This is a genomic window from Chryseobacterium sp. WG14 (assembly GCF_024586945.1).
Classification (GTDB): Bacteria; Bacteroidota; Bacteroidia; order Flavobacteriales; family Weeksellaceae; genus Chryseobacterium.
The window spans coordinates 151,819-176,570 of sequence record NZ_JALCZD010000007.1 but is presented as its reverse complement, the minus strand read 5'-3'; the positions used below and the strand labels follow the sequence as shown (position 1 = coordinate 176,570).

Sequence of the window (24,752 nt, the reverse complement as noted above, 5' to 3'; positions counted from 1 at the left end):
TACTTATAATTTATTAAGCAGATTTACCAGCTTTACGTCTAACAATTTCTCCTACGAATCTTACACCTTTTCCTTTGTATGGCTCAGGCTTTCTGAAAGAACGGATCTTTGCAGTAACCATTCCTAGAAGTTGCTTGTCGTGAGACGCTAAAGTAATAATTGGGTTTTTACCTTTTTCAGTCAATGTATCAACTTTTACTTCACCTGGAAGTTCTAATACGATACCGTGAGAGAATCCTAAAGCTAACTCAAGTTTTTGACCTGAGTGAGAAGCTCTGTATCCTACCCCTACTAGTTCTAGTTTCTTTTCGAAACCTTCTGATACCCCAACGATCATGTTGGCGATCAACGCTCTGTATAAACCGTGAAGCGCTTTGTGTTGCTTAGAATCAGATGGTCTGTTTACGTTAAGCTCACCATCTTTTTGTTCTAAAGTAATTCCTGCTGTAAGCTCTTGAGAAAGTTCTCCTTTTGCTCCTTTTACAGTTACTACACCGTTATTTTCAGTGACTGTAACTCCAGCTGGAATTGTTATAATTGCTTTACCAATTCTTGACATTTTCCTCTGATTAAAAATTAATAAACATAGCAGATTACTTCACCGCCTACTTTCTCTTCTCTAGCTTTCTTGTCAGTCATTACTCCTTTAGAAGTAGAGATGATAGAAATACCCAAACCGTTTAGTACTCTTGGAAGTTCAGTAGAACCTTTGTACTGTCTCAAACCTGGTCTAGAAGCTCTTTGAATAGACTTAATAGCAGGTTTGCTAGTTTGCTTATCGTACTTTAAAGCGATTTTGATCACTCCTTGAACAGCGTTATCTTCAAACTTGTAGTTTAAGATATACCCTTGATCAAATAGGATCTTAGTAATCTCCTTTTTGATTTTCGATGCAGGAATTTCCACCACTTTGTGGCCTGCGCTTTGTGCGTTCCTTACTCTTGTTAGGAAATCTGAAATTGGATCTGTTACCATTTTTCTTTTATAAATTATTGGTTAAAGACAATCAGTATTGAAAAGACTTGAAGAGGAAAATATCAGACTTCAGAAAACTTCAGTCTGATATTTATATTCTTTAGTATCTAGACAACTTAATTGTCCCGATTTTAATTAGTAATTATTACCAACTGGCTTTTCTTACACCTGGGATAAGACCGTTGTTTGCCATTTCTCTGAAAGTTACTCTGGAAATACCAAACGTTCTCATGTATCCTCTTGGTCTACCTGTTAGTTTACATCTGTTGTGTAATCTTACAGGAGAAGCATTTTTAGGCAACTTTTGAAGTCCTTCGTAATCACCTGCTTCTTTTAAAGCTTTTCTTTTGTCAGCGTATTTAGCAACAAGTGCTTCTCTTTTGCGCTCACGCGCTTTCATTGATTCTTTAGCCATTTCTTAGTTCTTTTTAAATGGTAAACCGAAGTGAGTTAATAATGCTTTAGCTTCTTTATCTGTCTTCGCAGTAGTAACGAAAGTGATGTCCATCCCTTGGATTTTTTTCACTTTGTCAATTACGATTTCAGGGAAGATAATTTGCTCAGTAATACCTAAGTTGTAGTTACCTCTACCATCGAAACCATCTGCCTTGATACCAGAGAAATCTCTGATACGTGGTAAAGCAGAAGAAGTAAGTCTGTCTAAGAACTCATACATTCTGTGAGCTCTCAAAGTTACTCTAGCACCTACAGGCATTCCTTTTCTTAGTTTGAAAGCCGCTTCGTCTTTCTTAGAGATCGTACCTACTGCTTTCTGACCTGTGATGTTTGTCAATTCTTCTACAGCATAATCAATGATTTTCTTATCTGCAGTAGCATCTCCTAAACCTTGTGATACAACGATTTTCTCTAATCTAGGTACTTGCATGATTGACTTGTACCCAAATTCTTCCATCATTGCAGGAACAATTTGCTCTTTGTATGCTTTTTTGGGTCTTGCTATAAATTCCATGTGTTAATTCAAATTATAAAGTTTCCCCCGTTTTTTTGTTAATTCTTACTTTCTTATCTCCTTCGATTTTGTAACCGATTTTGATAGCTTTTCCGTCTTTACCAACTAAAGCTACGTTAGAGATATGAATAGAAGCTTCCTTCTCAGTAATTCCTCCTTGAGGATTAGAAGCTGAAGGCTTAACGTGTTTTTTAACGATATTAAGTCCTGCAACGATTACTCTAGGGTCTCTTCCTTCTTTCTTGATCACTTCAATAACTTCACCAGTTTTACCTTTGATATCTTTCTTACCAGTAGTAATGATTACGTTATCTCCTCTTTTTATTTTTAACTTTGACATTTTCTTTTAAAAATTTTAAAAATTAAAGTACTTCAGGAGCTAATGAAATGATTTTCATATATTCTTTATCTCTCAACTCACGAGCAACTGGTCCGAAAACACGTGTTCCTCTCATTTCTCCTGCTGCATTTAGCAATACACAAGCATTGTCGTCGAATTTGATGTATGAACCATCTTTTCTTCTAACTGCTTTTTTAGTTCTTACTACTACAGCTTTAGATACCTGACCTTTCTTAGCGTTTCCTGATGGTGTAGAATCCTTGATAGTAACAACGATTTTATCACCAACTGAAGCATATCTTCTTCTGGTTCCTCCCAGAACTCTGATAACCAATACTTCTTTAGCACCTGTGTTATCAGCAACTTTTAATCTTGATTCTGTTTGTAACATTATTACTTAGCTTTTTCAATGATTCTTACTAATCTCCATCTCTTGCTCTTGCTCAAAGGTCTAGTTTCCTGGATCAGAACTGTATCACCTTCTGTGCATTCGTTGTTCTCGTCGTGTGCAGTATATTTTTTCGTTTTCAAAACGAATTTACCGTACATCGGGTGCTTTACTCTTGTAGTTTCACTAACAACAATAGTTTTTTCCATTTTATTACTGGAAACCACTCCGATTCTTTCTTTTCTTAAATTTCTATCCATTGTAAAATGAAATTATTGTTTGTTAGTTAACTCAGTGTTTAGTCTTGCGATTGTTCTTCTCAAATCTTTGATTTGAATCGGGTTTTCAATTGGGCTGATTGCATGAGCCAATTTCAATTTAGAATATTGAGCTTTTGCTTCAGTTAATTGAGCTTGAATATCACCCGCGCTTAAATTTTTAATATCAGCATTTTTCATTGTATTCAAAGATTATAGAGGTTTAACAAAATCGTTAGCAACGATGAATTTAGTAACTACTGGTAATTTCTGTGCCGCAAGTCTAAGAGCTTCTTTCGCTACTTCGTAAGGAACACCTCCTACTTCGAACATGATTTTACCTGGTTTTACTACAGCCACCCAATATTCAACAGCACCCTTACCTTTACCCATCCTTACTTCGGCTGGTTTCTTAGTAATTGGCTTATCTGGGAAGATTTTGATCCATAGCTGACCTTCTCTCTTCATATATCTAGTTGCAGCAATACGTGCAGCCTCAATTTGTCTAGCTGTGATCCAAGCTCCTTCCGTAGCTTTAATCCCGAAAGTTCCGTAAGCAAGTTGATTACCTCTTTGAGCAATCCCCTTCATCTTCATTTTATGAACTCTACGGAATTTGGTTCTTTTTGGTTGTAACATAATTTCTAAATTTTAGATTTTAGATTTTAGATTTTAGATTTTTTTTATTTTAAAAAAGTAACGGTAATTTAAAATTCAAAATGTCTAATCTAAAATTTTTAATTATTATTGTTATTATTGTTATTATTTTTTCTAGGTCTTCTGTTGTCTCTGTCTCCTCCTCTGTTTCTATCTCCTGACTGACCTCCTTTTTTCTGTTGTCCTACTAATGGGGAAAGTTCTCTTTTACCATAAACTTCACCTTTCATAATCCAAACTTTTACACCTAGTCTACCATAAGTAGTGTGAGCTTCAGCCCAGTGATAATCGATATCAGCTCTGAAAGTAGACAAAGGAATTCTTCCGTCTTTGAAAGATTCGCTTCTTGCCATTTCAGCACCGTTCAATCTACCAGAGATTTGAACTTTGATACCTTCAGCACCCATTCTCATAGTACTAGCCATTGCCATTTTAACAGCTCTTCTGTAAGAGATTCTGTTTTCAATTTGCTTAGAAATACTATCAGCAACTAAAACTGCATCTAGTTCAGGTCTTTTGATTTCAAAGATGTTGATTTGAATATCCTTACCTGTAAGTTTCTTCAATTCTTCTTTCAATTTATCAACTTCCTGACCTCCTTTACCGATGATAAGTCCCGGTCTAGCAGTAGTAATTGTAACTGTTACTAATTTTAATGTTCTTTCAATATAAATTTTTGAAATACCACCTTTAGATAATCTAGCCTCAAGGTATCTTCTGATTTTGTAGTCTTCAGCGATTCTGTCTCCATAATCTTTACCACCAAACCAGTTAGAATCCCATCCTCTGATGATACCTAATCTATTACCAATTGGATTTGTCTTCTGTCCCATACCTTGATTAATTTTCTTTATTACCTAAGATTAATGTAACGTGGTTAGATCTTTTTCTGATTCTATACCCTCTACCTTGTGGAGCTGGTCTTAGTCTCTTTAATTGTCTTGCACTATCCACGAAGATTTCTTTAACGATAAGGTTTGCTTCTTCAATATCAGCACCTTCGTTTTTTGTCTGCCAGTTTGCCATAGCAGAAAGAAGTAATTTCTCTAATTTGTTAGAGGCTTCTTTTTTAGAATATTTTAGGATATAAAGAGCTTTATCTACCTGCTCTCCTCTAATGATATCAGCAACTAATCTCATTTTTCTTGGAGATGATGGGCAGTCATTTAATGAAGCTTTTACAACGTCTTTGTTAGCTTCTTTTCTTGCGATTGCGCTATCTTGTTTTCTTGATCCCATGATTATCTGCTTCCTTTGTTTTTGTTACCACCATGACCTCTGAAAGATCTTGTTGGAGAAAATTCGCCTAACTTGTGACCTACCATGTTTTCTGTAACATATACAGGGATAAAAGATTTCCCGTTGTGTACAGCGATAGTTTGTCCTACGAAGTCCGGAGAGATCATCGATGCTCTAGACCAAGTTTTGATAACTGTCTTCTTACCAGACTCTATATTTGCCTGAACCTTCTTATCTAAAGTATGATGAATGAACGGTCCTTTCTTAAGTGATCTTGCCATAATTATTTTCTTTTAGATACGATGTAACGGTTAGACACTTTGTTTTTCTTTCTAGTTTTGTAACCTTTAGCCGGCATACCGTTTCTAGATCTTGGGTGACCTCCAGAAGAACGTCCTTCACCACCTCCCATTGGGTGATCTACAGGGTTCATTACTACCGGTCTAGTTCTTGGTCTTCTACCTAACCATCTGCTTCTACCAGCCTTACCTGATACAGTTAATTGGTGATCAGAGTTGGAAACTGAACCAATCATTGCCATACATTCAGTAAGGATCATTCTAGATTCTCCTGAAGGCAATTTAATGATGGCGTATTTTCCGTCTCTTGAAGTTAATTGAGCTGAAGAACCAGCACTTCTTGCTAAAATAGCACCTTGACCAGGCTTCATTTCAACACAAGAAATTACAGTACCCAATGGAATATTTCTCAATTTCATTGCGTTACCTACGTTTGGTTCAACGCTTTCTCCTGACACTACTTTCTGATCTACTTTGATACCGTTTGGAGCGATGATATATCTCTTCTCTCCGTCAGCATACTCTAATAAAGCGATAAATGCAGTTCTGTTTGGATCGTATTCTACAGATTTTACAGTTGCTTCAACGTTTGCTTTGTTTCTTTTGAAGTCAATAATTCTGTATTTCTTTTTGTGTCCACCTCCGGTGTAACGCATGGTCATTTTACCTGTTTGGTTACGTCCACCTGACTTTTTAATACCAACGGTTAGAGACTTCTCTGGTTTGTTGGTAGTAATTTCCTCAAAATTGTTTACAACTCTGAATCTCTGTCCCGGGGTGATAGGTTTTAATTTTCTAACAGACATTACTATTATTTATAATTAATAATTAATTTACAGCAAAAATATCGATAACCTCACCTTCAACAAGCTTGATTACCGCTTTTTTCAATTTGTTTGTCTTTCCTACTTGAAGACCTTTTTTAGTGTATTTCGAAGAAACCTTCGGAGCATAAATCATTGTGTTAACGTCTGCTACTTTTACACCGTAAGCCGCTTCTACAGCTTTTTTAATCTGGATTTTATTCGCCTTAGGATTAACTAAGAAAGAATAAGAACCTCTTAAATCTGTAAGGTAATTAGCCTTTTCTGAGATAACTGGTTTAATAATAATAGACATGACTTATTTCTTTAGATTTTCCTGGAATTTTTCAACTGCACCTTCGAAGAATACAACTTCACCTGCATTTACTAAATCGTAAGAACTTACTTCATTGAAGTTCATTACTTTAGCTTTAGGTAAGTTTCTTGAAGATAAATACACATTCTTGTTAGCTTCAGGAAGGATGAATAAAGCTTTCTTATCGTTTAATGCCAAAGCATTCAATACAGTAATGAAATCTTTAGTTCTAGGAGCGCTTAAGCTCATATCTTCCAAAACTCTGATGCTGTTGTCTCTCATTTTCTGAGATAAAACAGATTTCTTAGCTAATCTCTTAAGAGCTTTGTTCAATTTGAATCTATAGTCTCTTGGTTTTGGTCCGAATACTCTACCTCCACCTCTGAAAGTTGGAGATTTGATATCCCCGTATCTAGCAGATCCTGATCCTTTTTGCTTCTTAAGCTTTTTAGTAGAAGCCGTAATTTCGCTTCTTTCTTTCGATTTATGAGTCCCTTGTCTTTGTGCAGCAAGGTACTGTTTAACTTCTAAGTAAACCGCGTGCTGATTTGGCTCAATTCCGAATACTGTTTCGTCTAGAGTTACTTTTCTTCCGGTCTCTTTTCCTGATGTATTTAATACTACTAGTTCCATTTTCTGATAATTACATAAGAATTTTTAGCTCCCGGAACAGCACCTTTTACTACTAAAAGATTTTGTTCTTGATCAACTTTTAACACCTGAAGGTTTTGAACAGTTACCTGCTCACCTCCCATTCTTCCAGCCATTCTCATCCCTTTGAATACTCTTGAAGGGTCTGAACCAGCACCGATAGAACCTGGAGCTCTAAGTCTGTTGTGCTGACCATGAGTTGCCTGCATTACACCTCCAAATCCGTGTCTTTTAACAACACCCTGGAAGCCTTTACCTTTTGAAGTACCTGTTACGTCAACATACTCACCTTCAGTGAATAGATCAACTTTTACTTCTTCTCCTACTTTTACTTCATCAACGAATTCTCTGTAGAATTCAACTAATTTAGCTTTAGGAGCAGAACCAGCCTTTTTAAAATGACCAGCTAACGCTTTACCAACGTTCTTCTCACTCTTGTCATCGAAACCTAATTGAACAGCTTTATAACCGTCTTTTTCTAAGGTTCTGACCTGTAAAACCGAGCATGGACCAGCTTGGATAACTGTACAAGGAATGTTTTTTCCTTCTTCGTTAAACAAAGATGTCATACCGATTTTCTTACCAATAATACCTGACATTGTTTATATTATAATAAAATTTATCTTTCTCTTATCACCATTTTTAGGAGACTAAAGTAATTTCTACTTCTGATATAGGCATACTACGCCCCTAAAATGAGTGTGCAAATGTATGAATAAATTTATTACTGACAAATTTTTCAAGTAAAATATTTTGATTTTTAATCAATTAGATCATTTTGAGAAAAGCCGGAACAAATTTTCCAATGGTTTATTTTGATTTTTAAAAAGAATTTAAAAAGAGGATCTGTTTATACGATCACATTTACGCCTGCTTCTTCCAATCCTGCCTCATCTTCAGCAGAGATACCTGCATCTGTAATCAGGTAGTCTATTTTATCTAATGAAGCGATTTTACCAAAGCCTTTTTTATTCAGCTTTGAAGAATCCGCAAGAATTACCGTTTGATCGGCACAGTCAATCATCATCTGATTAAGATGGGCTTCTGCGGCATTAGAAGTACTGATTCCAAATTCAAGGTCAATACCATCTACTCCCAGAAAAAGCTTATTACAGGAAAACTGTCTGAGAATTCCTTCGGAAATAGATCCTACTATAGAAGTAGAGCTCTTACGAACTTCTCCCCCTAACTGAATAATGTTAATATTAGGATTATTGCAAAGCTCAATAGCCACCCTCAAAGAAGAGGTCAGTACCGTAAGCGGACCAAAGTTCACCAGCATCCGGGCAAGATAATGCATGGTAGTTCCGGAAGCTAATATAATACAGTCATTCTCCTGAATCAGCGCTAATGCCGCTTTTGCTATCGCCTGTTTTGCTTCCACATTAATATTCTCCTTCTCCCCTACATTTTTTTCATATGCATATCTTACCTGCTTACTTGCTCCCCCATGATTACGAAAAAGAAGCCCTAAACTTTCAAGATAGTTCAAATCCTTTCGGATCGTAACCGAAGAAACATTCAGTTTTTCACATAAATCCTGTACAAGAACATGGCCTTTTTCATCCAGCTCTTTTAATATTTCATCATGCCTTGGTATTAGCTTCTCCATTTTATTCGTTTCATCAAAATTAGCGTTTTTTTTTCATACTCTAAAATTTCATTTATTTTCTTTTTGCTTTCATTTTTAATTTATATATTTGAAAACGAAACATAAACGAAACATTTATGAAACGAAACGAAGAACTCAGTAAATTAACCAATGTAAAGGAATGGGACTTTATAGTCATAGGAGGAGGAGCCAGTGGTTTAGGTTCGGCACTAGATGCAGTAAGCAGAGGATTTAAAACCTTATTGCTTGAATCTCATGATTTTGCAAAAGCAACATCCAGCAGAAGTACAAAATTAGTACATGGTGGAGTAAGATATCTTGCACAGGGAGATGTAGGATTGGTAAAAGAAGCGCTAAAAGAAAGAGGCCTTCTTGCTAAAAATGCAGCCCATATTGTAAAAAATCAATCTTTTATTATTCCCAATTATACCTGGTGGGGAGGAATCTATTATAAAATAGGTTTATCAGTTTATGATTTCCTTGCAGGGAAACTAAGCCTGGGAAAAACGAAATACATCAGCAAATCAAAGACCGTAGAAAAACTTCCAACTATTGAACAAAATCACTTGATGAGTGGTGTTGTTTACCAGGACGGACAGTTTGACGACGCCAGACTTGCTGTGAATTTAACTCAGACCATTATCGAAAAGGGAGGAACCGCAGTCAATTATGTAAAGGTGATCAATCTTCTGAAAGATGGTGCTGATAAAGTAATTGGTGTTGTTGCAGAAGATCAACTGTCCAAGCAGCAATATCAGATTCACGCTAAGGTAGTCATTAATGCAACAGGTGTATTTACCAATGACATCCTCAATATGAATAACCCTAAGCATGGTAAACTTGTTGTTCCAAGCCAGGGAATCCATTTGGTGCTTGATAAATCATTCCTGAAAAGCGATGATGCGATCATGATTCCAAAAACATCAGACGGCAGGGTTTTATTTGTTGTTCCCTGGCACAACAGAGCTTTGGTAGGAACTACAGATACACTTTTAAAGGATGAAAGTTTTGAACCCCGTGCTTTGGAAGAAGAGATCAGCTTTGTTTTAAATACAGCAAGACAGTATTTAGCCAAGAAGCCAACCCGTGAAGATGTAAAATCTGTATTCGCAGGATTACGTCCTCTCGCAGCTCCTAAAGACGGAAGCAAAAGTACAAAAGAGGTTTCCAGAAGCCATAAAGTTATTGCTTCTGAAACTGGGCTTATTTCCATTATCGGTGGAAAATGGACAACTTACCGTAAAATGGCGGAAGATACTATAGATGAAGCAATGAAAGTTCACAGATTAGGAAACACTACATCTAAAACAGAGCACCTTTCCATTCATGGTAATGTAAAACCGGAACAGGTAGACCGAAGTAACCATCTTTATGTTTACGGTTCTGATATTCCGGCTATAAAAGCTTTACAGGAAAGCAACCCGCGTTATTCTCAGAAAATACATCCGGATCACCCTTTTACCGTTGCAGAAATTGTATGGGCTATAAGAAACGAGATGGCAGAAACCATTGAGGATATATTATCCAGAAGGGTCCGTTTATTATTCTTAGATGCCAGAGCCGCGATAGACAGCGCTCACACTGTTGCAAAAATAATTGCTGAAGAAAAAGGATATTCTGAAGAATGGACGCAACAACACGAAAATGAATTTATTGATTTAGCAAGAGGATATTTATTAACGCCTTATTCACCTAAAGTTCAATCTTAACTAGTACACTTTTATGAATGAAAAATTAATTCTCGCTTTAGACCAGGGAACAACTTCCTCCAGAGCGATCTTATTCAACCACAGTGGAGAAATTAAATTTGTAGCACAGAAAGATTTCAGACAAATATTCCCAACACCAGGTTGGGTAGAACATGATCCGAATGAAATCTGGTCATCACAAATCTCCGTAGCAGCAGAAACGATAGCGAAAGCAGGTATCTCCGGACTGGAAGTTGCCGCCATCGGTATTACCAATCAACGTGAAACCACTGTTGTATGGGACAAAGAAACCGGCGAACCTATCTATAATGCCATTGTATGGCAGGACCGAAGAACTTCTAAATATTGTGACGAACTAAAAGAACAGGGCCACGCTGAAGTTATTAAAGAAAAAACAGGTCTTGTATTAGATGCTTACTTTTCTGCAACAAAACTAAAATGGATCCTTGATAACGTAGAGGGTGCAAGGGCTAAAGCAGAAGCAGGAAAACTATGTTTTGGAACTGTAGACACATGGCTTGTATGGAAACTTACCCGTGGTAAAATGTTTATCACTGATGTATCCAATGCCAGCAGAACAATGCTTCTGAATATTCATACCTTAGAATGGGATAATGATTTGCTGGAATTATTCAATATTCCCAGAGCTGTTCTTCCCGAAGTAAAACAGAGCAGTGAAATATACGGAGAAACGGCCACTACTTTATTTTCCACCAAAATTCCTATTGCAGGTATTGCAGGTGATCAGCAGGCAGCTTTATTCGGGCAAATGTGCATCACTCCGGGAATGGTAAAAAACACATACGGAACCGGCTGCTTTTTGTTAATGAATACAGGAAAAGAAGCTGTTTCCTCTAAAAACAACCTGCTAACAACCGTAGCCTGGAAAATCAATGGAGAAGTAAATTATGCATTGGAGGGAAGTGTATTTGTGGGAGGTGCAGCCATCCAATGGTTGAGAGACGGTCTTAAAATTATTCGTTCATCTGAAGAAGTGAATGAGCTGGCGGCATCTGTTCAGGACAATGGTGGTGTATATTTTGTTCCTGCCCTTACCGGATTAGGAGCACCACATTGGGATCAGTACGCCCGTGGAACTATTGCAGGCCTCACACGCGGAACAACGGACGGACATATTGCCAGAGCAACACTGGAAGGTATTGCTTTCCAGGTTTATGATATTGTAAAATCTATGGAAGCAGATTCCGGAAGAGCAAGTCTTGAGCTAAGAGTAGATGGAGGAGCCTCAGCAAGTGATCTTCTGATGCAGATTCAGTCTGACTTGTTTGGTTTTAAAATCACAAGACCTCAGACGCTTGAAACTACTGCATTGGGAGCTGCTTATCTGGCAGGTCTTGCTGTAGGATACTGGAAAGATATTGATGAAATACAATCTCAATGGATCGTAGACAAAGATTTCCATCCCCAGTTGGATAAAGAAAGCGTTGATAAAATGATCCACTTGTGGAAGAAGGCCGTATCACGTTCTCAAAACTGGATAGAAGATTAACCCGCTGACCTTAAAAATACACATATGACACCATTTATCGCAGAATTAATAGGAACAATGCTTCTTATACTCTTGGGCAACGGCGTTGTCGCCAATGTTGTCTTAAAAGGAACCAAAGGAAATAATTCCGGTTGGATTGTAATTACAACAGCATGGGCATTAGCTGTCTTTATCGGCGTCACCGTAGCCGGACCTGTAAGCGGCGCCCATCTGAACCCGGCAGTCACCATTGGTCTTGCCACTGCAGGAAAATTCTCCTGGGATCTGGTTCCATCCTATATAGCCGCTCAAATGATCGGAGGAATGCTTGGAGCCTTCCTGGTTTGGCTGTTCCATAAGGATCATTTTGCTATAACAGAAGATGAACCGGGAATGCTTGCCTGTTTCAGTACAGGACCAGCTATCAGAAAGACTTCTTCCAATCTTATCAGTGAGATCATAGGAACGTTTGTACTGGTATTTGTCATCTTTCATTTTTCGGATCCCAGTATTTCGATTGCTACTGATCCTACAGCAAAAGTAGGCTTAGGTACTGTAGGAGCTCTTCCTGTTACATTTCTTGTCTGGGCAATAGGTTTGTCTCTGGGCGGAACTACAGGATATGCGATTAACCCGGCAAGAGATCTTGCCCCAAGAATTATGCATGCTATTCTACCTGTAAAGGGAAGCAGTGATTGGGGATATGCATGGATACCTGTAGCAGGGCCTGTAATAGGAGCTGTGCTTGCCGCTGTTTTATATGGACTCTTAACTTAAAAAATACAGATGATGAAAATTTTAAAAGGAATCTTCCTTCTTGCGTTAGGCTCCGGAAGATTATTTTCTCAGGAAAACACTGAGGCTAAGGAAAGCAGGCTTGATTTCACTGCCAACATTCAGAATAACCATTTATGGAGAGGTTTAATCATCACTGATAAGCCTGTTGTAATGGGGAATCTCTCCTATGCCCTGGATGCGGAAAAAAAATGGAAAATAGGAATCTGGGGGGCATCCGCTTTAGCAGATGATAAAGACAATACCCATTATAAAGAAATCAATTATTATGTTCAATATTCTGACGGACGTTTTTATATCGGGCTTTGGGATCTTTATAATTCCAGAAACATTAATACCGCAGTGGCTGCAGATGACATCTTCAGCTATTCACAAAGGAGAACGGCACATATTATCGATTTAAGAACCAACTATACGTTCGGGCCTTCATTCCCTATTAATATTGAAGCAGATATTATGCTTTATGGGGGTGCCAATGCAGGAGAGGTTGTTCTTGAGCCGGACGGAAGTTATAAAAAGAATAAATATTCTACCTATGTTCAGGCAAGTTACCCGGTAATAAAGGCCCAGAAAGTGAATCTGGACGCCTTTGTAGGGGCTGGCTTTGCTCTTAATGATAAAACCTTCCTGTATGGAAATGGTAAAAACAGTTTCGACATCGTTAATATAGGTGTAAAAGCCGGTAAGGTTGTTAAAATTACCGACCATTACAGCCTTCCTGTTTATATGATGGCCATGTGGAATCCTTCTAATAAGTTTGCAAGGATCCAGCTTGCTGCTACAGTTTTTTAACAGGATAGCTGCCACAATACTATAGAATCACTCCTTATGGGGTGATTTTTTGTTATGGATGACAATGACTATCCTGCCAAATTAAACCACCCCGTCAAATCTTTGATTTGCCGCCCTCCAGTGGAGGGGAATAGTTATAAGAATATTATACATAGTAGAAGCATAAGCCTGAGATTAATAATAGCTTTACCTCCAATCACCGGGATTTTACGGTTTATCATTTAAGTAAATATTTTTACTTTTGAAGAAAAAAGAACTATGAAAAAACTTTTCAGTATTATGATTTTATGTATCAGCATTTTGTCTTTTGCACAGGTAAAAGTTCCTTTTACGGGACATAGAAGTTTTGATATTATGCAGGGCTACAGTGGCACCGGCACGCCTCATTATTATCTGGATGTGAAAAAAAACGGTGATGTCTTTTTTGGGTATGTTCAGGTGAATCAGGCTAACGGAAAGGAAACTACTGAAGAAATAAATGCAGGTAAATATGGGACAAACAAAGTCATGAAAGTACATTTCAAAAAATTCAATGAGACCTTCTTTGTGAAATTTGATAAAAATAAAATCTTTATGACCGATGAAAAGGGGAATATTCAGAATCTTGAAGGCTGCTGCTCTTCCAGTGAGAGTATGGATAAGGAAACCTGTACCTGTGAAAGTGAGCTGTATGAATAATGAGATCATATAGTACCACTCCTTTGCAGTGTTTTTTTTTAATAGAATGAAAAAAGGCCACCCCGTCAAAAATTCTTTGCATTTTCGCCCTTTATCCAGTGGAGGAGAATGGCTATAAGAATTATTGGGATTTGTTGCGAAGGAAATTTGAGATTATGGCATTTGTCAGAAATAAGGAATCACCGGGATTTTACGGCCTATTTATTGGTTAAATATCTTTAATTTTGAAAAAATTAACGAATGCTGTCCGGATTGTGGAATGGCTGAGTTGAATTGTGACTATGAAGGTATTTTACATCAATGAAAGTTTTAAAAATCTTATTTATATCTTTTCTTCTTGTTTCATGTAGCAAGAAGGAGCATCATCCTTATACGTTCTATTATTGGAAAACCAATTTGAAACTGAATCAGGAAGAGAAAAAAGTTTTGGAACATGCTTCTGTTCCTTATTTATATACCCGTTTTTTTGATGTTGATAAAATAGGAGGAAAGTTTCAGCCTGTGGCTGTCATCACCAAAGACCAGAGTTTCGAAACCGATAAACAGATTGTACCTACTGTTTTTCTCACGAATCAGACTTTACTGGATATTTCTTCGGAGGAGATAAAATTCCTGGCGGAAAGTATTCATCATTTAGTACAGAAGAAAGCAGAAGAATATCATTTAAAAATCAACAATGAGATTCAGATCGACTGTGACTGGACAGCCGGCACACGTAATGATTACTTTACATTTCTAAAAGAGCTGAAAAGGGTTTCCGGAAAGAATATCACCTGTACTCTGCGTCTTCATCAGGTTAAAGATAAAAAGAAAGCCGGAATTCCGCCGGTAGAAAAAGTATATCTGATGTGCTACTCCACTTCTTCACCATTAGAAAAATCTGATAAAAACTCGATTCTGGATGTGGCTATATTAAAAAGTTATCTTTCCCGAATGGAAGATTATCCCATCAAAACTATTGAAGTAGCGCTCCCTATTTACTCATGGGGAATTGTTACCAATCATCTGGAAAAGCATAAGCTGATTAATGCACTATCGAAAAAGGATCTGCAAAATGAACATTTTAAAAAGATCTCTGAAAATGAAGCTGAAGTTTTAAAGGACGGTTTTTACTTTGGAAGCTACCTGAATAAAGGTTTTAAAATAAAGGTAGAGGAAATTTCAAGTGAGCAGCTGGAAGATGTCATCCGTTTTCTTGAGAAAAAAATACCTCATTTTAATATTATTTATTATCAATTAGATAGTAAATTTGTGATAGATCGAAAATTTTAAATCATTACCACCGATGAAGGCATTGCATGAGTGCCTGCAAGACTTTAAATTATTAATCATTATAAAAAAATTAAAAACACCACTCTACATATGAAAAAGTATATTCTTTCGCTTGCAGTGGCCTCTCTTTTCTATACGAAATCTGATGCCTGCGCCTGGTCAGATCCTGACTATGAATACTTCAATCTTTTTACCCAGAGTATCATTAAAGATAAATCTTATCTACCCTTTCTGCACAACTATTCCAGCAGATTTTATACGGGCTATAAAACCTCATTGATTCCTGATGACAATCTGGAAACATGGAAGAAGTATTTTGGCAACCAGCTTAATCATGCTGAAGCTTATGACCTGGTTTATAAGATCAGTATGAATGACCTCAATGGTCTTAAAAATGGTAATCCTTCTAATCCTCTTCTCCAAAAGCTGGGTTCAGGATTTTACCAGAAGTACCGTGAGGGAATAGATTATTTAATTGAGGCCAAATATCTGGAGCCTTATATGAGCATCAATTATATTGAAAGTGAAAACTCATTTTACTATGATAGAAATGCCGACAGAAAGAATGCAACCGCTCTTGATTACAACAAAACCATTGCTGCTTTAACTTCTTTATACAATGCTGCCAGAAATCCGGAGATTAAACAGCGCTACGGATACCAACTGGTACGCCTCAATCATTATACGAGAAATTATGATGCTTCACTACAGGCTTTCAAAACCTATATAGAGCCTATCAAGCTCAAAGGTGCTGTTTATTTTATGGCACTGGATCAAATGGCGGGCGCTCAAAGGGGACTGGAGATGAACAGTGATGCCAACTGGAACTTTTTCCAGGTATTCATGAATACTAAAGACCGTAAGGAATCTTCTTTTGTATCTATGAAGCTTTCGGATACGGCTTCTTTCAGCAATATTATGAAAAGAGCTAATACCAATGAGGAAAAAAACATGGCTTATTTTCTTTTAGGGTATGAAGATTTCAACAATCCTATTCCGGTTATGGAAAAAATGTATGACATCAATCCGGATTCTGAGATTCTGAAGGTAATGGCCGTAAGAAGTATCAATGAACTGGAAAGAAGTTATCTTCCCACTTATTATTATACCGACGCTGCTTCCGGGAGAGTTTCTGTACAAAGAGGAAAAACGGATACCAAGGCTTCAAATGACAATACAGCAGGTACCACTACCACAGAGGTAAAAGAGGAAAAGCTTTCTTTCTGGCAAAAGATTGTAAGATTCTTTAAAAACCTTTTCGGAGGTTCTAAGTCTGGGAAAACCGGTGACGAAGCTAAAGCTGGTCAAAGTGATGATGAGCTCTTCAGTAATCCGGACAGGATCCCTTTCTATACCCGGACAGGCTATTATTATGATCAGAAAACACAGGACTTCCTTGATAACCTGGAAAAATTCACAGATAAAACAAGGGAGAAATCTAAGGATGAATACTGGCAGATTGCCAATGCTTACCTTAAGTTTTTGAAAAAAGACTATAAAGCAAGTTCTGAAATTCTTAATGACATCAAAACCACCAATCCCGAGTATCAGGAGGAGATCAAGAGAATGAAAGTTCTGAATGATATTGTTTCCCAGCCCAAAATAGATGCAGCATATGAGGATCATTTAATGAAAGATTATCCTGAATACTTTGTGGAAAAACCAGTGAAGAAAGATACTGCCACCACGGATAATTTCGATTATTATGGGGAAGCACCATCTACTGCTGATTTCCTTAAAGACGTTCTGGCGAACCGCTATTTCCTTCAGGGTGAAGATGGAAAATCATTCCTGATGAATAATAAGCTTTCTGATCTTCAGTACAACCCGAACTCAACTTTGGTAAAAAGTGTGGAGGACTTTTACAGAAAGTCAGATAAAACACAGTTTGAGCAGCAGGTTATTGCCAAAAACATGGACAGTGTAGGTAATATTGATGCATTTTTCAATACCATTTATGGAGACAGAGCCATGAGGCTTGCCGATTTTGACAAGGCTAAATCCTATTACGAAAAAGCACAGAAATTTGCCGGAATCCCAAGAGTCAATTACGACTGGTCAGAAAAAAGCGGCCCAACCACTACAGCCAAACAATATACACCTACTGAATATGACGGTTTTGATAATATTTCAAATCTTGTGTTTGGCCACAATGTTTGGGAAAGTTTCCAAAGTTCTGATACTGAAAGCATGAAAGCTGAAAACTATACTGATTTCCCTTTCATCAAAACCAGCATGAATAAACTTGAACTTGCTGATGTACTGATCCAGCTTAAAAAGATCGGAAATGGTGCTGATGAAAAAGCTGCCAAAGCCAACCAGCTTATTGGAAATCTACTCTACAACACTTCTATTTTAGGATATTATAGAGAACTCTTCGTCATGGATATCGACAATAGTAATGGCGGAAAGTATAATTTCTGGAATACCGACAGAAAGAACCCTTATAAATATTATTACAAAAACTTTCTGGACACTTCTTATATTGAGCCTGACAATTTTGACCTGGCGATTAATTATTATCAAAAAGCACTGAAGCTTTCCAATAATAAAGAAGAAAAAGCAAGAGTTCTTTTCCAGATGGCTAGTGCTGAGCAAGGGAAATACTATCAATATGAAGCAAAAAACCAGATGGATTATGATTATTCTGATCCTAAGTGGTCTGAAAAATCTGATGCCCACCAAAAAGAACTGGACAATCTGAGAAATCAGAAATACAGAACCTATTTTGCACAATTGAAAACACAGTACTCAGATACTGAAACCTCAAAAGCGCTGATGGGAAGCTGTTCTTATTTCAGTTACTTTATGAGATAACATCACTGCATAAAAAAACCTCTGAATCATCAGAGGTTTTTATTTTATATCGTATGTTTATTTTTTAATAAGCTCGCATCATCATTCATGGTCATGAAGTAGACTCCTTTAATTAAGCTGCTTACATTTATTTGACCTTCACCAATTATTCCTTTTGAAATTAGTTACTCCGGAACATTTAGATTCATAGAGTGATTTTTGGGGATACATTTTTTACATTCAGAACATTATCAACAGGATCGGATATATCTGAACTGATTTTAAAATCTCTAAAAAAATTCACAACATACAATTACTTTATAATCATTCTTATTATTATTTTCACAATATCATTACTAATAATGATTTATTAAACTAAAACCATTAATAAAAAAACCATGAAAGCAACAATTTCAGATAATGAATTTTACGCAGGATTACAACAATTACCCAAGCCCAAGTATCCTTTCCCCGATTCTATACATCCTGACTTTCAACTTCAGCGAGAAGAATATTATGATTGGATTGACAAGGAGTATATTTTTCACAGTAAAGAAGCCCGTGAAAAACACAAGCAACACAACCTGACTGACATTGCAGCACGTGGTTGTCCTTTTTTAAGGAACCTGGCGGAATTGAGGCCATTAGCCAGTTATGCTGCTGATGGGGCCATGATGGACGATTATTTTGATCGCTGCTCCCATGATGAAATGACAGAAATAGCGACTCGTATTATGGCTTTACTCACTGGTGATGACCCTAATGAACCAACTGACAATGGTATATTTCATCAATTCTGGATATTAAGACAAAACGTTATTGCATGTGAAATGCCGGAACGGCACTATAAAAAATTTCTAAAGTCACTGCACGAAGTGCTTATCGGATATGCAGACGAAAGAGTATACTACAGATCAAATACCATCCCTTCTCTGCCTGTTTATTTATTAATTCGCGAAGCGACAAGCGGAGTACAGCCTTTTTGTAAATATGTAGCTATGCAAAAAGATTATCGTCAGCTCCCTGACAGCGTATTGGAGCATTTACACATTCAACGCCTTCATACAATTTGTTCTCTGATGATCGGAATACATAATGATATTATTTCTTTACCAAAAGAACTACATAGAGAAGAGGATACGATGAATCTGGTGAAAGTATTGCAGCAAGAGCATAAAACGTCAATAAAAGAGGCCTATATGATGGCTCTGGAAGTACATGATAATTATTTAAAGGAATTTTTGATATTGCAGGAACATTTGCCTTCTTTTGGCCAATGGCAGGATATGGTCCGAAATTACGTAGAGGATCTTGGCATTATGGTAGCCGGTGTATATGCCTGGCATACGAATGACACCTCCCGTTATATAAATGGAGGGTATGTAGAAGGTGAATATACCAGCAAATAATATTATTAAAAAAGGGATCATTCTGATTCCTTTTTTTGCTCTTTCTTCTTCAGCCATTCTTCATGTTTATTTTTGAAAAATTCATGCTTGTAATTCTGATTTCTCTGTGCTGCATCAATAGAATGTGAGGTATGAATATCCGCATCCTTTTTTGCAAACTGAGCCAGATTTTCGTAATAATGGTGGAGCTGGTCCAGATCCACTTCCGTAAGGTCTTCGATATCTACAATTCTGTTGCTGGCCTTTTCGTGGGCAGCTATCAGCTCGTTCAGCTTTATCTGTATGGCTTTAGAATCTTTATTCTGGGCTTTTTGAATAAGAAATACCATTAAAAATGTAATGATAGTAGTTCCTGTGTTGATCACAAGCTGCCAGGTTTCCGAATAGTCGAAAAACGGACCTGTTACCGCCCAGACAATCACCAGAAGCATAGCGCCTATAAATGCAACAGGGCTACCTGTAAATTTTACTGCCCCGTTTGAAAACTTTTCAAAAAAATTATTATTCTTGTGACTCATGATAGAAGTTATTTTACATAATAAATGTATAAAATTAACATGAACCGGGATTAACAAAGTTGAGTTTTCAAATGAGAAGTGGTATCTTTTATTTTGTTTTCTTCAGCCTGTGCCACCAGATCAGAAATCCTGTAACCGGTAAAGAACATCCAATAAGAGATACTACAAAATATAGAATGATACTGGGCAACCCCATGATTTCTCCCGTATGTAACGGTTTGGCAAGTGCCGTAAACTGTTTATTGAGAGGCTTGGCAGAGAATAATTCCCTGGTTTTAAAAACTCCGGTTTTATCAAATGTCACTTCATCCTGAAGCATCATTCCCAGCAGATTCTGCCTGTTTGTTTTTATGATCACATATCGGGGGTTATCCTTATTAGGCAACTCTACGCTTGTAACGGCAGTATAAGGAAGATACCGGTCCGAAAGCTGTAAAATTGTATCGATGGAAGCTGAAGCTGCATTTTTAAAATTTTTCTTTTCATCCTGCTTCTGAAGCATATCTTCCATAAGCCCGCTGAACGGATCATCCCCACCTTCGTTAGCATCTGAAATATGATCAATTGAAGATCCTCCGAGACTCACAATAAGACCATTTTTCACCCATGGATATGTGATATACAATCCTGTAACAGCAATAAAAAAAATCATCAGGAAGCTGTAAAATCCCACGGTATTATGAAGGTCGTAATTCAGTCGCTGAAACTTTGCTTTCACCATGACAGTCAGGCCTTGCTTTAAAAACTTCAGCTTTTTGGGAAGCCAGAGGATGAATCCTGAAATCAGCAGCACACAAAATATAAGTACCGAAGCTCCTACCACCTGGCGTCCGGCATTTCCCATCATAAGGTTTCTGTGAATATCAAGTACCACTTCAAAGAAATGGCTCGCTCCTATATCTGCCGACCCAAGAATTTCTCCTGTATACTGATTGTAATAAGTACTTTTATCTAATTGATTCTCCCGATACCCAATAACATAGCTTCTTCCTTTATCATCCGGAATCAGAAGAGAGGTCAGTTCTTTGTTCTGCTGTAATAACTCTGACCGGATCAGATCAGGGCTTTTAATTTTTCCGGAAGCTGAGCTGATATATACTTTTTCTCTGTTCGTAAATTCTATAATCTGGTTTTTGAATGCATACAGACAACCGGTAAGACACATCACAAAAACGATGATACAAGATAAAAGTCCCAACCAAAGATGAATAAGCCACATCAGATATTTAGTGACCGATTCATTCTTTCTTTTTTTCCGGTAAAGGCTTTTAAACAATAACTTCATTTGGACTCATAACAAAAACATTAAGATGGTTGGGTCACCTTAATGTTTTTTAAATTAAAATTGATATGAATGATTGATAATTTTAAAGGGTGACCTGCAAATTAATGTAGCTCAATAACCAGCTATGATAACCTGTATAAGTCTTACAAAAAAGTTCTGTGATACGGGTAGAACTTAGTTTTCCCTTCTCCGGACGGGATCCGGATCAAATTATTTTCTTCCTTTAAACTGAACCTCTTTTACGATCTCTTCGAATTTTGTGTAGTGTTCAGGAGTAAGTGTTTTTTGGATTGCTGCTTTTCTCTGTGCATCAAATTTTTCCCAGTATTCTTTAGCTAAATCATTGTTGCCATGATAGACATCGTGGGCATCGTTGAATGCTTTTTCAAATGCATCATTCGCTGCATTTACTACTTTGAATTCGTCTTCGGAAAGCTGTGCCTCTGTTTTTATTCTTTCTAAAAGGGCGTTGTCATATCTTGGTCTTTTTCTGGAGTTTTCATCAACAAATTTGTTGAACTGTTCCATTTGAGGGCCATCCAGAACTTTAGCCATCTCAAGAGACTGCTGTGCTCTCAGCTCTTCATTTTTTATTCCTAAAGCTACACGGTCCATATTTCCTCCCTGAGCTTTTGCAGCCTGGAAGTTCTGCTCCTGAAGATCCTGGTATTTTTTAGTGATCTCGTCAAAGCTTTTCGTCTGATCCGGTGTAAGCTGTATTTCAGTTTTAAACTGGTTGTAATCGATTCCTTTCTTTTTGTCTCCGGAGCATGAAACAACTAATAATGTTGTTACTGCTACTACAATAGTTCTGATATATGTATTATTCATTATATTTTTTTATGGTTTGTTAAGTTAATCATTAGAAGAAGTAATTAGCCCCAAACTGGTATCTGATTCCATCGATCCTGAAACCGAAATTACTAGCCGGATCAGAGGCATCATTACGTATGTTTTTATCCAGAATATTGTATACTCCAAAGGTGAAACGTACATTTTTATTCAATCGGTACACGGTTCCTAGATCCCATAAAAAGTATGAAGGTATAGGATACTCCTGAGCCTTACCTCTGTTTACCCCAGGCTGGCTTTCACTTCTATAATTACCTCTTGACCAAAACTCAAAGCTGTCGTTTGCTTTCCATGAAAGATTTGCATTAGCCATGTGCTTGGGAATTCTTGCGTAGGGTTTATTGTAAAGTGCAGGAATTTCATCGGATTTAATCTTAGTATCTGTATATGTATAATTCGTTTTTAACAAGATGCTTTTCGTCACATTTATACTCAGATTAGCTTCTATTCCCATACTATTGGCCTTCCCTAAATTTTCTCTTGTTGAAATAAAATCATACACATGATTGTATATGTTTTCAAACTGTTTACACTCTTCGGTATTATTACATTTTCTTACTTCTACCAGTTTGTTTTTAAAGTCTGTATTAAAACCTGTCACGCTCAAATTAATCACTTTCTTATTATCTTCAAACATAACAGTCACTTCCTGGTTAAAGCTTTTTTCCGGCTTAAGATCTTTGTTTCCGATAATCACACCATCCGAAGTCCCTCCACCTGTTACCTGTCCCCATCCTGGGTTTACGGCTCTCAGTCCCGGAGCTTTATATCCCCAGGAGGTACCTCCTTTTAAAGTAAAGTTATTGGTAACATTCCATACCAAATATCCTCTGGGTGTAAAGTTGGAACCATAGTTTTGATCATTATCCAAACGTGCACCTGTCACTAGGTGAAGCTTATCAAACAAGCTCCAGTTACCTTCTGCAAAGGCAGACCAGTTCCAACGGGTCAGCTCGTTGATGATTTCGCCTTCCGACATAATTTTATTTCCTAAATCATTCAGCTTTTCATATCTATATTCGCCACCAAAACTGATCACATGCTTTTTAATATTAAAATTATTAAGGCTATAGGCAAGGAAAGTCTGATACCTCATATCCCTGTTAGGGTTATTGGTATTATCATATTGCAGATAAGAATTCGTATGAAAGTTGGAATAATCACCTTTATGGCTTAATGAAAGGACATTTCTTTCGTAATTATTACGTGAGCTTTTTGCATTGGGAGCTAAAGAATATCCCGGGGTTTGATTTCGTTCCTGACGGTTAAAGTCATAGTTTAGCTTGAACACATTTTTCTGATCAGGGGTAAGGCTCAATTCTGTTCCAAAAGCTTTAATCACTCTTTCTGTAAATCCACCCACAAATTTATCTTCATTTCTGTCGGAATAACTTCCCGTAATTTTCATTTGAAGAAGATCTTTTACTATAGAACCAGCAGCGTAGCCGTCAATCTGGTAGGTATTACCGGATTTTTTATGAACCTGCTGAATAAGGCTTGTTCCTACAGATCCTTTCCATCTGTCTGTAAGTTTCTTAGTGATGATATTGATAACTCCTCCCATAGCATCAGAACCATATAATGAAGACATAGGTCCTTTTACTACTTCTATTCTTTCGATGGTTTCCAATGGAGGCATCCATCCCTGTTCAATCCCGGGTCCATCAGAATTGGGTCTTGTTTCTCTAGTATTAATTCTTTTACCATCTATTAATACCAGCGTTTGTCCGGATTCGGCCCCTCTTATTGAAAAATCGCTGGTACTTCCTCCTCCTGTAATAAATACTCCGGGGATATCCTGTAAAGCATCTGTAATATCTCTGTAAGCTCTTTTTTTAATATCGGCCTGGCTTATTACAGAAATAGTTGCCGGAGCATCTTTAACTTTCTGTGCATATCCTGATCCTGTTATTACCACTTCATCAATATTGCTACTTTTCAAAGTATCCTTTATTTTCTGGGCATTTACAAAAGCTGCTCCTAAAACGAGTAAAGAAAAAGACACGATTTTTTTCATCAATAATTTTTTTGCAAATTTATTGTTTTTATTCATTCTAAATAAAACAAGTAGCACTGACATATGTCACCTGCAAAAGACTAATCAATACCGGATCAACAACCAACGCAATAGTCTGTTTATAATATGTCAACAGATAGTTTCGATCTTTAATAGTATGACCTCAAATGTATTTTATGATTATAAAGAGTAAAACCTGAAAAAAATATTTTTTTTTATAAAAGTGAGGTTATAGTATTGAGAGGTTAGCAGCAAAAAAAATCCGTCCCTAAAAAGGAACGGATTGTATAATCATTGCAAAGTATGCAGTTATCACACTTTAATTTCAACGTCTACACCTGAAGGAAGTTCTAATTTCATTAGAGCATCAACAGTTTTAGAAGAAGAAGAGTAGATATCCATCAGTCTCTTGTGAGCTGACAATTGGAACTGCTCTCTTGCTTTCTTGTTTACGTGCGGAGATCTCAACACAGTGAAGATTCTCTTATTCGTTGGCAATGGAATTGGACCGTTTACAACAGCACCAGTAGCCTTTACCGTTTTTACGATTTTCTCAGCAGACTTGTCTACCAAGTTGTAATCGTAAGATTTTAGTTTTATTCTGATTCTTTGTGACATTTCTTTAATTTAAAA

The 24,752-nt window shown here is 37.1% G+C and carries 30 protein-coding genes; 8 read left to right on the top strand and 22 right to left on the bottom strand.

Features of this window, described 5'->3' with window-relative positions; genetic code table 11:
* Positions 1-13: 13 nt before the first annotated feature.
* From rplF to MP478_RS13580, 17 genes are all read right to left on the bottom strand, one after another.
* Positions 14-559, bottom strand: a complete 546-nt coding sequence (gene rplF / locus MP478_RS13660) for a 50S ribosomal protein L6 (RefSeq protein ID WP_230034089.1) — start codon at positions 557-559, stop codon at positions 14-16.
* Between the two features lie 17 nt (positions 560-576).
* Entirely contained in the window at positions 577-975 is a 399-nt protein-coding gene (gene rpsH / locus MP478_RS13655; RefSeq protein WP_076353268.1) for a 30S ribosomal protein S8, read from the bottom strand.
* Positions 976-1,120: 145 nt separating this feature from the next.
* On the bottom strand, positions 1,121-1,390 hold the full coding sequence (rpsN, locus tag MP478_RS13650) for a 30S ribosomal protein S14 (RefSeq protein ID WP_047376574.1): 270 nt from the start codon (positions 1,388-1,390) through the stop codon (positions 1,121-1,123).
* A 3-nt stretch (positions 1,391-1,393) separates the two neighbouring features.
* Complete coding sequence (rplE, locus tag MP478_RS13645; RefSeq protein WP_047491435.1) at positions 1,394-1,945, bottom strand: 50S ribosomal protein L5; 552 nt, start codon at positions 1,943-1,945, stop codon at positions 1,394-1,396.
* Positions 1,946-1,958: 13 nt separating this feature from the next.
* Positions 1,959-2,285: a 50S ribosomal protein L24 gene (rplX, locus tag MP478_RS13640; protein WP_047427597.1), complete on the bottom strand. Its 327-nt coding sequence runs from the start codon at positions 2,283-2,285 to the stop codon at positions 1,959-1,961.
* 22 nt (positions 2,286-2,307) lie between these two features.
* Positions 2,308-2,676 (bottom strand): 50S ribosomal protein L14, encoded by a 369-nt coding sequence (gene rplN / locus MP478_RS13635; protein ID WP_002983226.1) that lies wholly within the window; start codon positions 2,674-2,676, stop codon positions 2,308-2,310.
* Positions 2,677-2,678: 2 nt separating this feature from the next.
* On the bottom strand, positions 2,679-2,933 hold the full coding sequence (gene rpsQ / locus MP478_RS13630) for a 30S ribosomal protein S17 (protein ID WP_027371715.1): 255 nt from the start codon (positions 2,931-2,933) through the stop codon (positions 2,679-2,681).
* Between the two features lie 12 nt (positions 2,934-2,945).
* Positions 2,946-3,131, bottom strand: a complete 186-nt coding sequence (gene rpmC, locus MP478_RS13625) for a 50S ribosomal protein L29 (protein ID WP_027371716.1) — start codon at positions 3,129-3,131, stop codon at positions 2,946-2,948.
* Positions 3,132-3,143: 12 nt separating this feature from the next.
* Positions 3,144-3,569, bottom strand: a complete 426-nt coding sequence (gene rplP, locus MP478_RS13620; protein WP_047491432.1) for a 50S ribosomal protein L16 — start codon at positions 3,567-3,569, stop codon at positions 3,144-3,146.
* A gap of 98 nt (positions 3,570-3,667) precedes the next feature.
* On the bottom strand, positions 3,668-4,420 hold the full coding sequence (gene rpsC, locus MP478_RS13615) for a 30S ribosomal protein S3 (protein WP_230034087.1): 753 nt from the start codon (positions 4,418-4,420) through the stop codon (positions 3,668-3,670).
* A gap of 7 nt (positions 4,421-4,427) precedes the next feature.
* A complete protein-coding gene (gene rplV / locus MP478_RS13610; protein ID WP_047491422.1) occupies positions 4,428-4,826 on the bottom strand; it encodes a 50S ribosomal protein L22 in 399 nt (132 codons plus the stop codon).
* A 2-nt stretch (positions 4,827-4,828) separates the two neighbouring features.
* Complete coding sequence (gene rpsS / locus MP478_RS13605; protein ID WP_002983209.1) at positions 4,829-5,107, bottom strand: 30S ribosomal protein S19; 279 nt, start codon at positions 5,105-5,107, stop codon at positions 4,829-4,831.
* A 2-nt stretch (positions 5,108-5,109) separates the two neighbouring features.
* Positions 5,110-5,931, bottom strand: a complete 822-nt coding sequence (gene rplB, locus MP478_RS13600; protein WP_230034085.1) for a 50S ribosomal protein L2 — start codon at positions 5,929-5,931, stop codon at positions 5,110-5,112.
* Positions 5,932-5,953: 22 nt separating this feature from the next.
* Positions 5,954-6,244 carry a 50S ribosomal protein L23 gene (gene rplW, locus MP478_RS13595; RefSeq protein ID WP_047491415.1) on the bottom strand — a complete coding sequence of 97 codons (291 nt, stop codon included), beginning with the start codon at positions 6,242-6,244 and terminating at the stop codon, positions 5,954-5,956.
* A 3-nt stretch (positions 6,245-6,247) separates the two neighbouring features.
* Positions 6,248-6,877 (bottom strand): 50S ribosomal protein L4, encoded by a 630-nt coding sequence (gene rplD, locus MP478_RS13590; RefSeq protein WP_047491412.1) that lies wholly within the window; start codon positions 6,875-6,877, stop codon positions 6,248-6,250.
* Positions 6,868-7,494 (bottom strand): 50S ribosomal protein L3, encoded by a 627-nt coding sequence (gene rplC, locus MP478_RS13585; protein ID WP_027371722.1) that lies wholly within the window; start codon positions 7,492-7,494, stop codon positions 6,868-6,870. The genes rplD and rplC overlap by 10 nt, the downstream gene beginning before the upstream one ends.
* 251 nt (positions 7,495-7,745) lie before the next feature.
* Positions 7,746-8,507 (bottom strand): DeoR/GlpR family DNA-binding transcription regulator, encoded by a 762-nt coding sequence (locus MP478_RS13580; RefSeq protein WP_257191227.1) that lies wholly within the window; start codon positions 8,505-8,507, stop codon positions 7,746-7,748.
* Between the two features lie 116 nt (positions 8,508-8,623).
* Here MP478_RS13580 and MP478_RS13575 point away from each other — a divergent pair, with 116 nt between their 5' ends.
* The 8 genes from MP478_RS13575 (at position 8,624) to MP478_RS13540 (ending at position 19,447) form a co-directional block, all read left to right on the top strand.
* On the top strand, positions 8,624-10,216 hold the full coding sequence (locus MP478_RS13575) for a glycerol-3-phosphate dehydrogenase/oxidase (RefSeq protein ID WP_257200754.1): 1,593 nt from the start codon (positions 8,624-8,626) through the stop codon (positions 10,214-10,216).
* Between the two features lie 13 nt (positions 10,217-10,229).
* Positions 10,230-11,726 carry a glycerol kinase GlpK gene (gene glpK / locus MP478_RS13570; protein WP_257191225.1) on the top strand — a complete coding sequence of 499 codons (1,497 nt, stop codon included), beginning with the start codon at positions 10,230-10,232 and terminating at the stop codon, positions 11,724-11,726.
* Between the two features lie 24 nt (positions 11,727-11,750).
* A complete protein-coding gene (locus MP478_RS13565; protein WP_230034077.1) occupies positions 11,751-12,482 on the top strand; it encodes an MIP/aquaporin family protein in 732 nt (243 codons plus the stop codon).
* 9 nt (positions 12,483-12,491) lie between these two features.
* The gene (locus tag MP478_RS13560; RefSeq protein ID WP_257200753.1) at positions 12,492-13,292 is read left to right on the top strand and encodes a hypothetical protein; all 801 of its coding nucleotides are present in this window, start codon (positions 12,492-12,494) and stop codon (positions 13,290-13,292) included.
* A gap of 258 nt (positions 13,293-13,550) precedes the next feature.
* Positions 13,551-13,970, top strand: coding sequence for a hypothetical protein (locus MP478_RS13555; RefSeq protein WP_230034073.1), 420 nt, complete (start codon positions 13,551-13,553; stop codon positions 13,968-13,970).
* A 300-nt stretch (positions 13,971-14,270) separates the two neighbouring features.
* Entirely contained in the window at positions 14,271-15,242 is a 972-nt protein-coding gene (locus MP478_RS13550; RefSeq protein ID WP_257200752.1) for a hypothetical protein, read from the top strand.
* 90 nt (positions 15,243-15,332) lie between these two features.
* Positions 15,333-18,059 (top strand): hypothetical protein, encoded by a 2,727-nt coding sequence (locus tag MP478_RS13545; protein ID WP_257200751.1) that lies wholly within the window; start codon positions 15,333-15,335, stop codon positions 18,057-18,059.
* A gap of 377 nt (positions 18,060-18,436) precedes the next feature.
* The gene (locus tag MP478_RS13540; RefSeq protein WP_257200750.1) at positions 18,437-19,447 is read left to right on the top strand and encodes a terpene synthase; all 1,011 of its coding nucleotides are present in this window, start codon (positions 18,437-18,439) and stop codon (positions 19,445-19,447) included.
* A gap of 17 nt (positions 19,448-19,464) precedes the next feature.
* Here MP478_RS13540 and MP478_RS13535 read toward each other — a convergent pair whose 3' ends face one another.
* The 5 genes from MP478_RS13535 to rpsJ all read right to left on the bottom strand — a co-directional run bounded on the left by MP478_RS13535 (position 19,465) and on the right by rpsJ (position 24,737).
* On the bottom strand, positions 19,465-19,965 hold the full coding sequence (locus tag MP478_RS13535) for a low affinity iron permease family protein (RefSeq protein WP_230034065.1): 501 nt from the start codon (positions 19,963-19,965) through the stop codon (positions 19,465-19,467).
* 88 nt (positions 19,966-20,053) lie between these two features.
* Positions 20,054-21,250 carry a PepSY domain-containing protein gene (locus MP478_RS13530; protein WP_257200749.1) on the bottom strand — a complete coding sequence of 399 codons (1,197 nt, stop codon included), beginning with the start codon at positions 21,248-21,250 and terminating at the stop codon, positions 20,054-20,056.
* A 210-nt stretch (positions 21,251-21,460) separates the two neighbouring features.
* A complete protein-coding gene (locus tag MP478_RS13525) occupies positions 21,461-22,081 on the bottom strand; it encodes a hypothetical protein (RefSeq protein ID WP_257200748.1) in 621 nt (206 codons plus the stop codon).
* A gap of 31 nt (positions 22,082-22,112) precedes the next feature.
* On the bottom strand, positions 22,113-24,119 hold the full coding sequence (locus MP478_RS13520; RefSeq protein ID WP_257200747.1) for a TonB-dependent receptor domain-containing protein: 2,007 nt from the start codon (positions 24,117-24,119) through the stop codon (positions 22,113-22,115).
* A 312-nt stretch (positions 24,120-24,431) separates the two neighbouring features.
* Entirely contained in the window at positions 24,432-24,737 is a 306-nt protein-coding gene (rpsJ, locus tag MP478_RS13515) for a 30S ribosomal protein S10 (protein ID WP_002661363.1), read from the bottom strand.
* Between the last annotated feature and the right edge of the window lie 15 nt (positions 24,738-24,752).

Coding starts and splice junctions, on each gene's coding strand:
- rpsH (WP_076353268.1), bottom strand. CDS start 975: ATGGTAACAGATCCAATTTCAGATTTCCTAACAAGAGTAAGGAACGCA.
- MP478_RS13540 (WP_257200750.1), top strand. CDS start 18,437: ATGAAAGCAACAATTTCAGATAATGAATTTTACGCAGGATTACAACAA.
- MP478_RS13575 (WP_257200754.1), top strand. CDS start 8,624: ATGAAACGAAACGAAGAACTCAGTAAATTAACCAATGTAAAGGAATGG.
- rpsJ (WP_002661363.1), bottom strand. CDS start 24,737: ATGTCACAAAGAATCAGAATAAAACTAAAATCTTACGATTACAACTTG.
- MP478_RS13545 (WP_257200751.1), top strand. CDS start 15,333: ATGAAAAAGTATATTCTTTCGCTTGCAGTGGCCTCTCTTTTCTATACG.
- glpK (WP_257191225.1), top strand. CDS start 10,230: ATGAATGAAAAATTAATTCTCGCTTTAGACCAGGGAACAACTTCCTCC.
- rplE (WP_047491435.1), bottom strand. CDS start 1,945: ATGGAATTTATAGCAAGACCCAAAAAAGCATACAAAGAGCAAATTGTT.
- rplN (WP_002983226.1), bottom strand. CDS start 2,676: ATGTTACAAACAGAATCAAGATTAAAAGTTGCTGATAACACAGGTGCT.
- rplD (WP_047491412.1), bottom strand. CDS start 6,877: ATGGAACTAGTAGTATTAAATACATCAGGAAAAGAGACCGGAAGAAAA.
- rpsS (WP_002983209.1), bottom strand. CDS start 5,107: ATGGCAAGATCACTTAAGAAAGGACCGTTCATTCATCATACTTTAGAT.
- MP478_RS13520 (WP_257200747.1), bottom strand. CDS start 24,119: ATGAAAAAAATCGTGTCTTTTTCTTTACTCGTTTTAGGAGCAGCTTTT.
- rplB (WP_230034085.1), bottom strand. CDS start 5,931: ATGTCTGTTAGAAAATTAAAACCTATCACCCCGGGACAGAGATTCAGA.
- rplP (WP_047491432.1), bottom strand. CDS start 3,569: ATGTTACAACCAAAAAGAACCAAATTCCGTAGAGTTCATAAAATGAAG.
- rpsC (WP_230034087.1), bottom strand. CDS start 4,420: ATGGGACAGAAGACAAATCCAATTGGTAATAGATTAGGTATCATCAGA.
- MP478_RS13535 (WP_230034065.1), bottom strand. CDS start 19,965: ATGAGTCACAAGAATAATAATTTTTTTGAAAAGTTTTCAAACGGGGCA.
- rplF (WP_230034089.1), bottom strand. CDS start 559: ATGTCAAGAATTGGTAAAGCAATTATAACAATTCCAGCTGGAGTTACA.
- MP478_RS13530 (WP_257200749.1), bottom strand. CDS start 21,250: ATGAAGTTATTGTTTAAAAGCCTTTACCGGAAAAAAAGAAAGAATGAA.
- rpsQ (WP_027371715.1), bottom strand. CDS start 2,933: ATGGATAGAAATTTAAGAAAAGAAAGAATCGGAGTGGTTTCCAGTAAT.
- MP478_RS13565 (WP_230034077.1), top strand. CDS start 11,751: ATGACACCATTTATCGCAGAATTAATAGGAACAATGCTTCTTATACTC.
- MP478_RS13555 (WP_230034073.1), top strand. CDS start 13,551: ATGAAAAAACTTTTCAGTATTATGATTTTATGTATCAGCATTTTGTCT.
- MP478_RS13525 (WP_257200748.1), bottom strand. CDS start 22,081: ATGAATAATACATATATCAGAACTATTGTAGTAGCAGTAACAACATTA.
- rplV (WP_047491422.1), bottom strand. CDS start 4,826: ATGGGATCAAGAAAACAAGATAGCGCAATCGCAAGAAAAGAAGCTAAC.
- rplW (WP_047491415.1), bottom strand. CDS start 6,244: ATGTCTATTATTATTAAACCAGTTATCTCAGAAAAGGCTAATTACCTT.
- MP478_RS13550 (WP_257200752.1), top strand. CDS start 14,271: ATGAAAGTTTTAAAAATCTTATTTATATCTTTTCTTCTTGTTTCATGT.
- rpmC (WP_027371716.1), bottom strand. CDS start 3,131: ATGAAAAATGCTGATATTAAAAATTTAAGCGCGGGTGATATTCAAGCT.
- MP478_RS13560 (WP_257200753.1), top strand. CDS start 12,492: ATGATGAAAATTTTAAAAGGAATCTTCCTTCTTGCGTTAGGCTCCGGA.
- rplX (WP_047427597.1), bottom strand. CDS start 2,285: ATGTCAAAGTTAAAAATAAAAAGAGGAGATAACGTAATCATTACTACT.
- MP478_RS13580 (WP_257191227.1), bottom strand. CDS start 8,507: ATGGAGAAGCTAATACCAAGGCATGATGAAATATTAAAAGAGCTGGAT.
- rplC (WP_027371722.1), bottom strand. CDS start 7,494: ATGTCAGGTATTATTGGTAAGAAAATCGGTATGACATCTTTGTTTAAC.
- rpsN (WP_047376574.1), bottom strand. CDS start 1,390: ATGGCTAAAGAATCAATGAAAGCGCGTGAGCGCAAAAGAGAAGCACTT.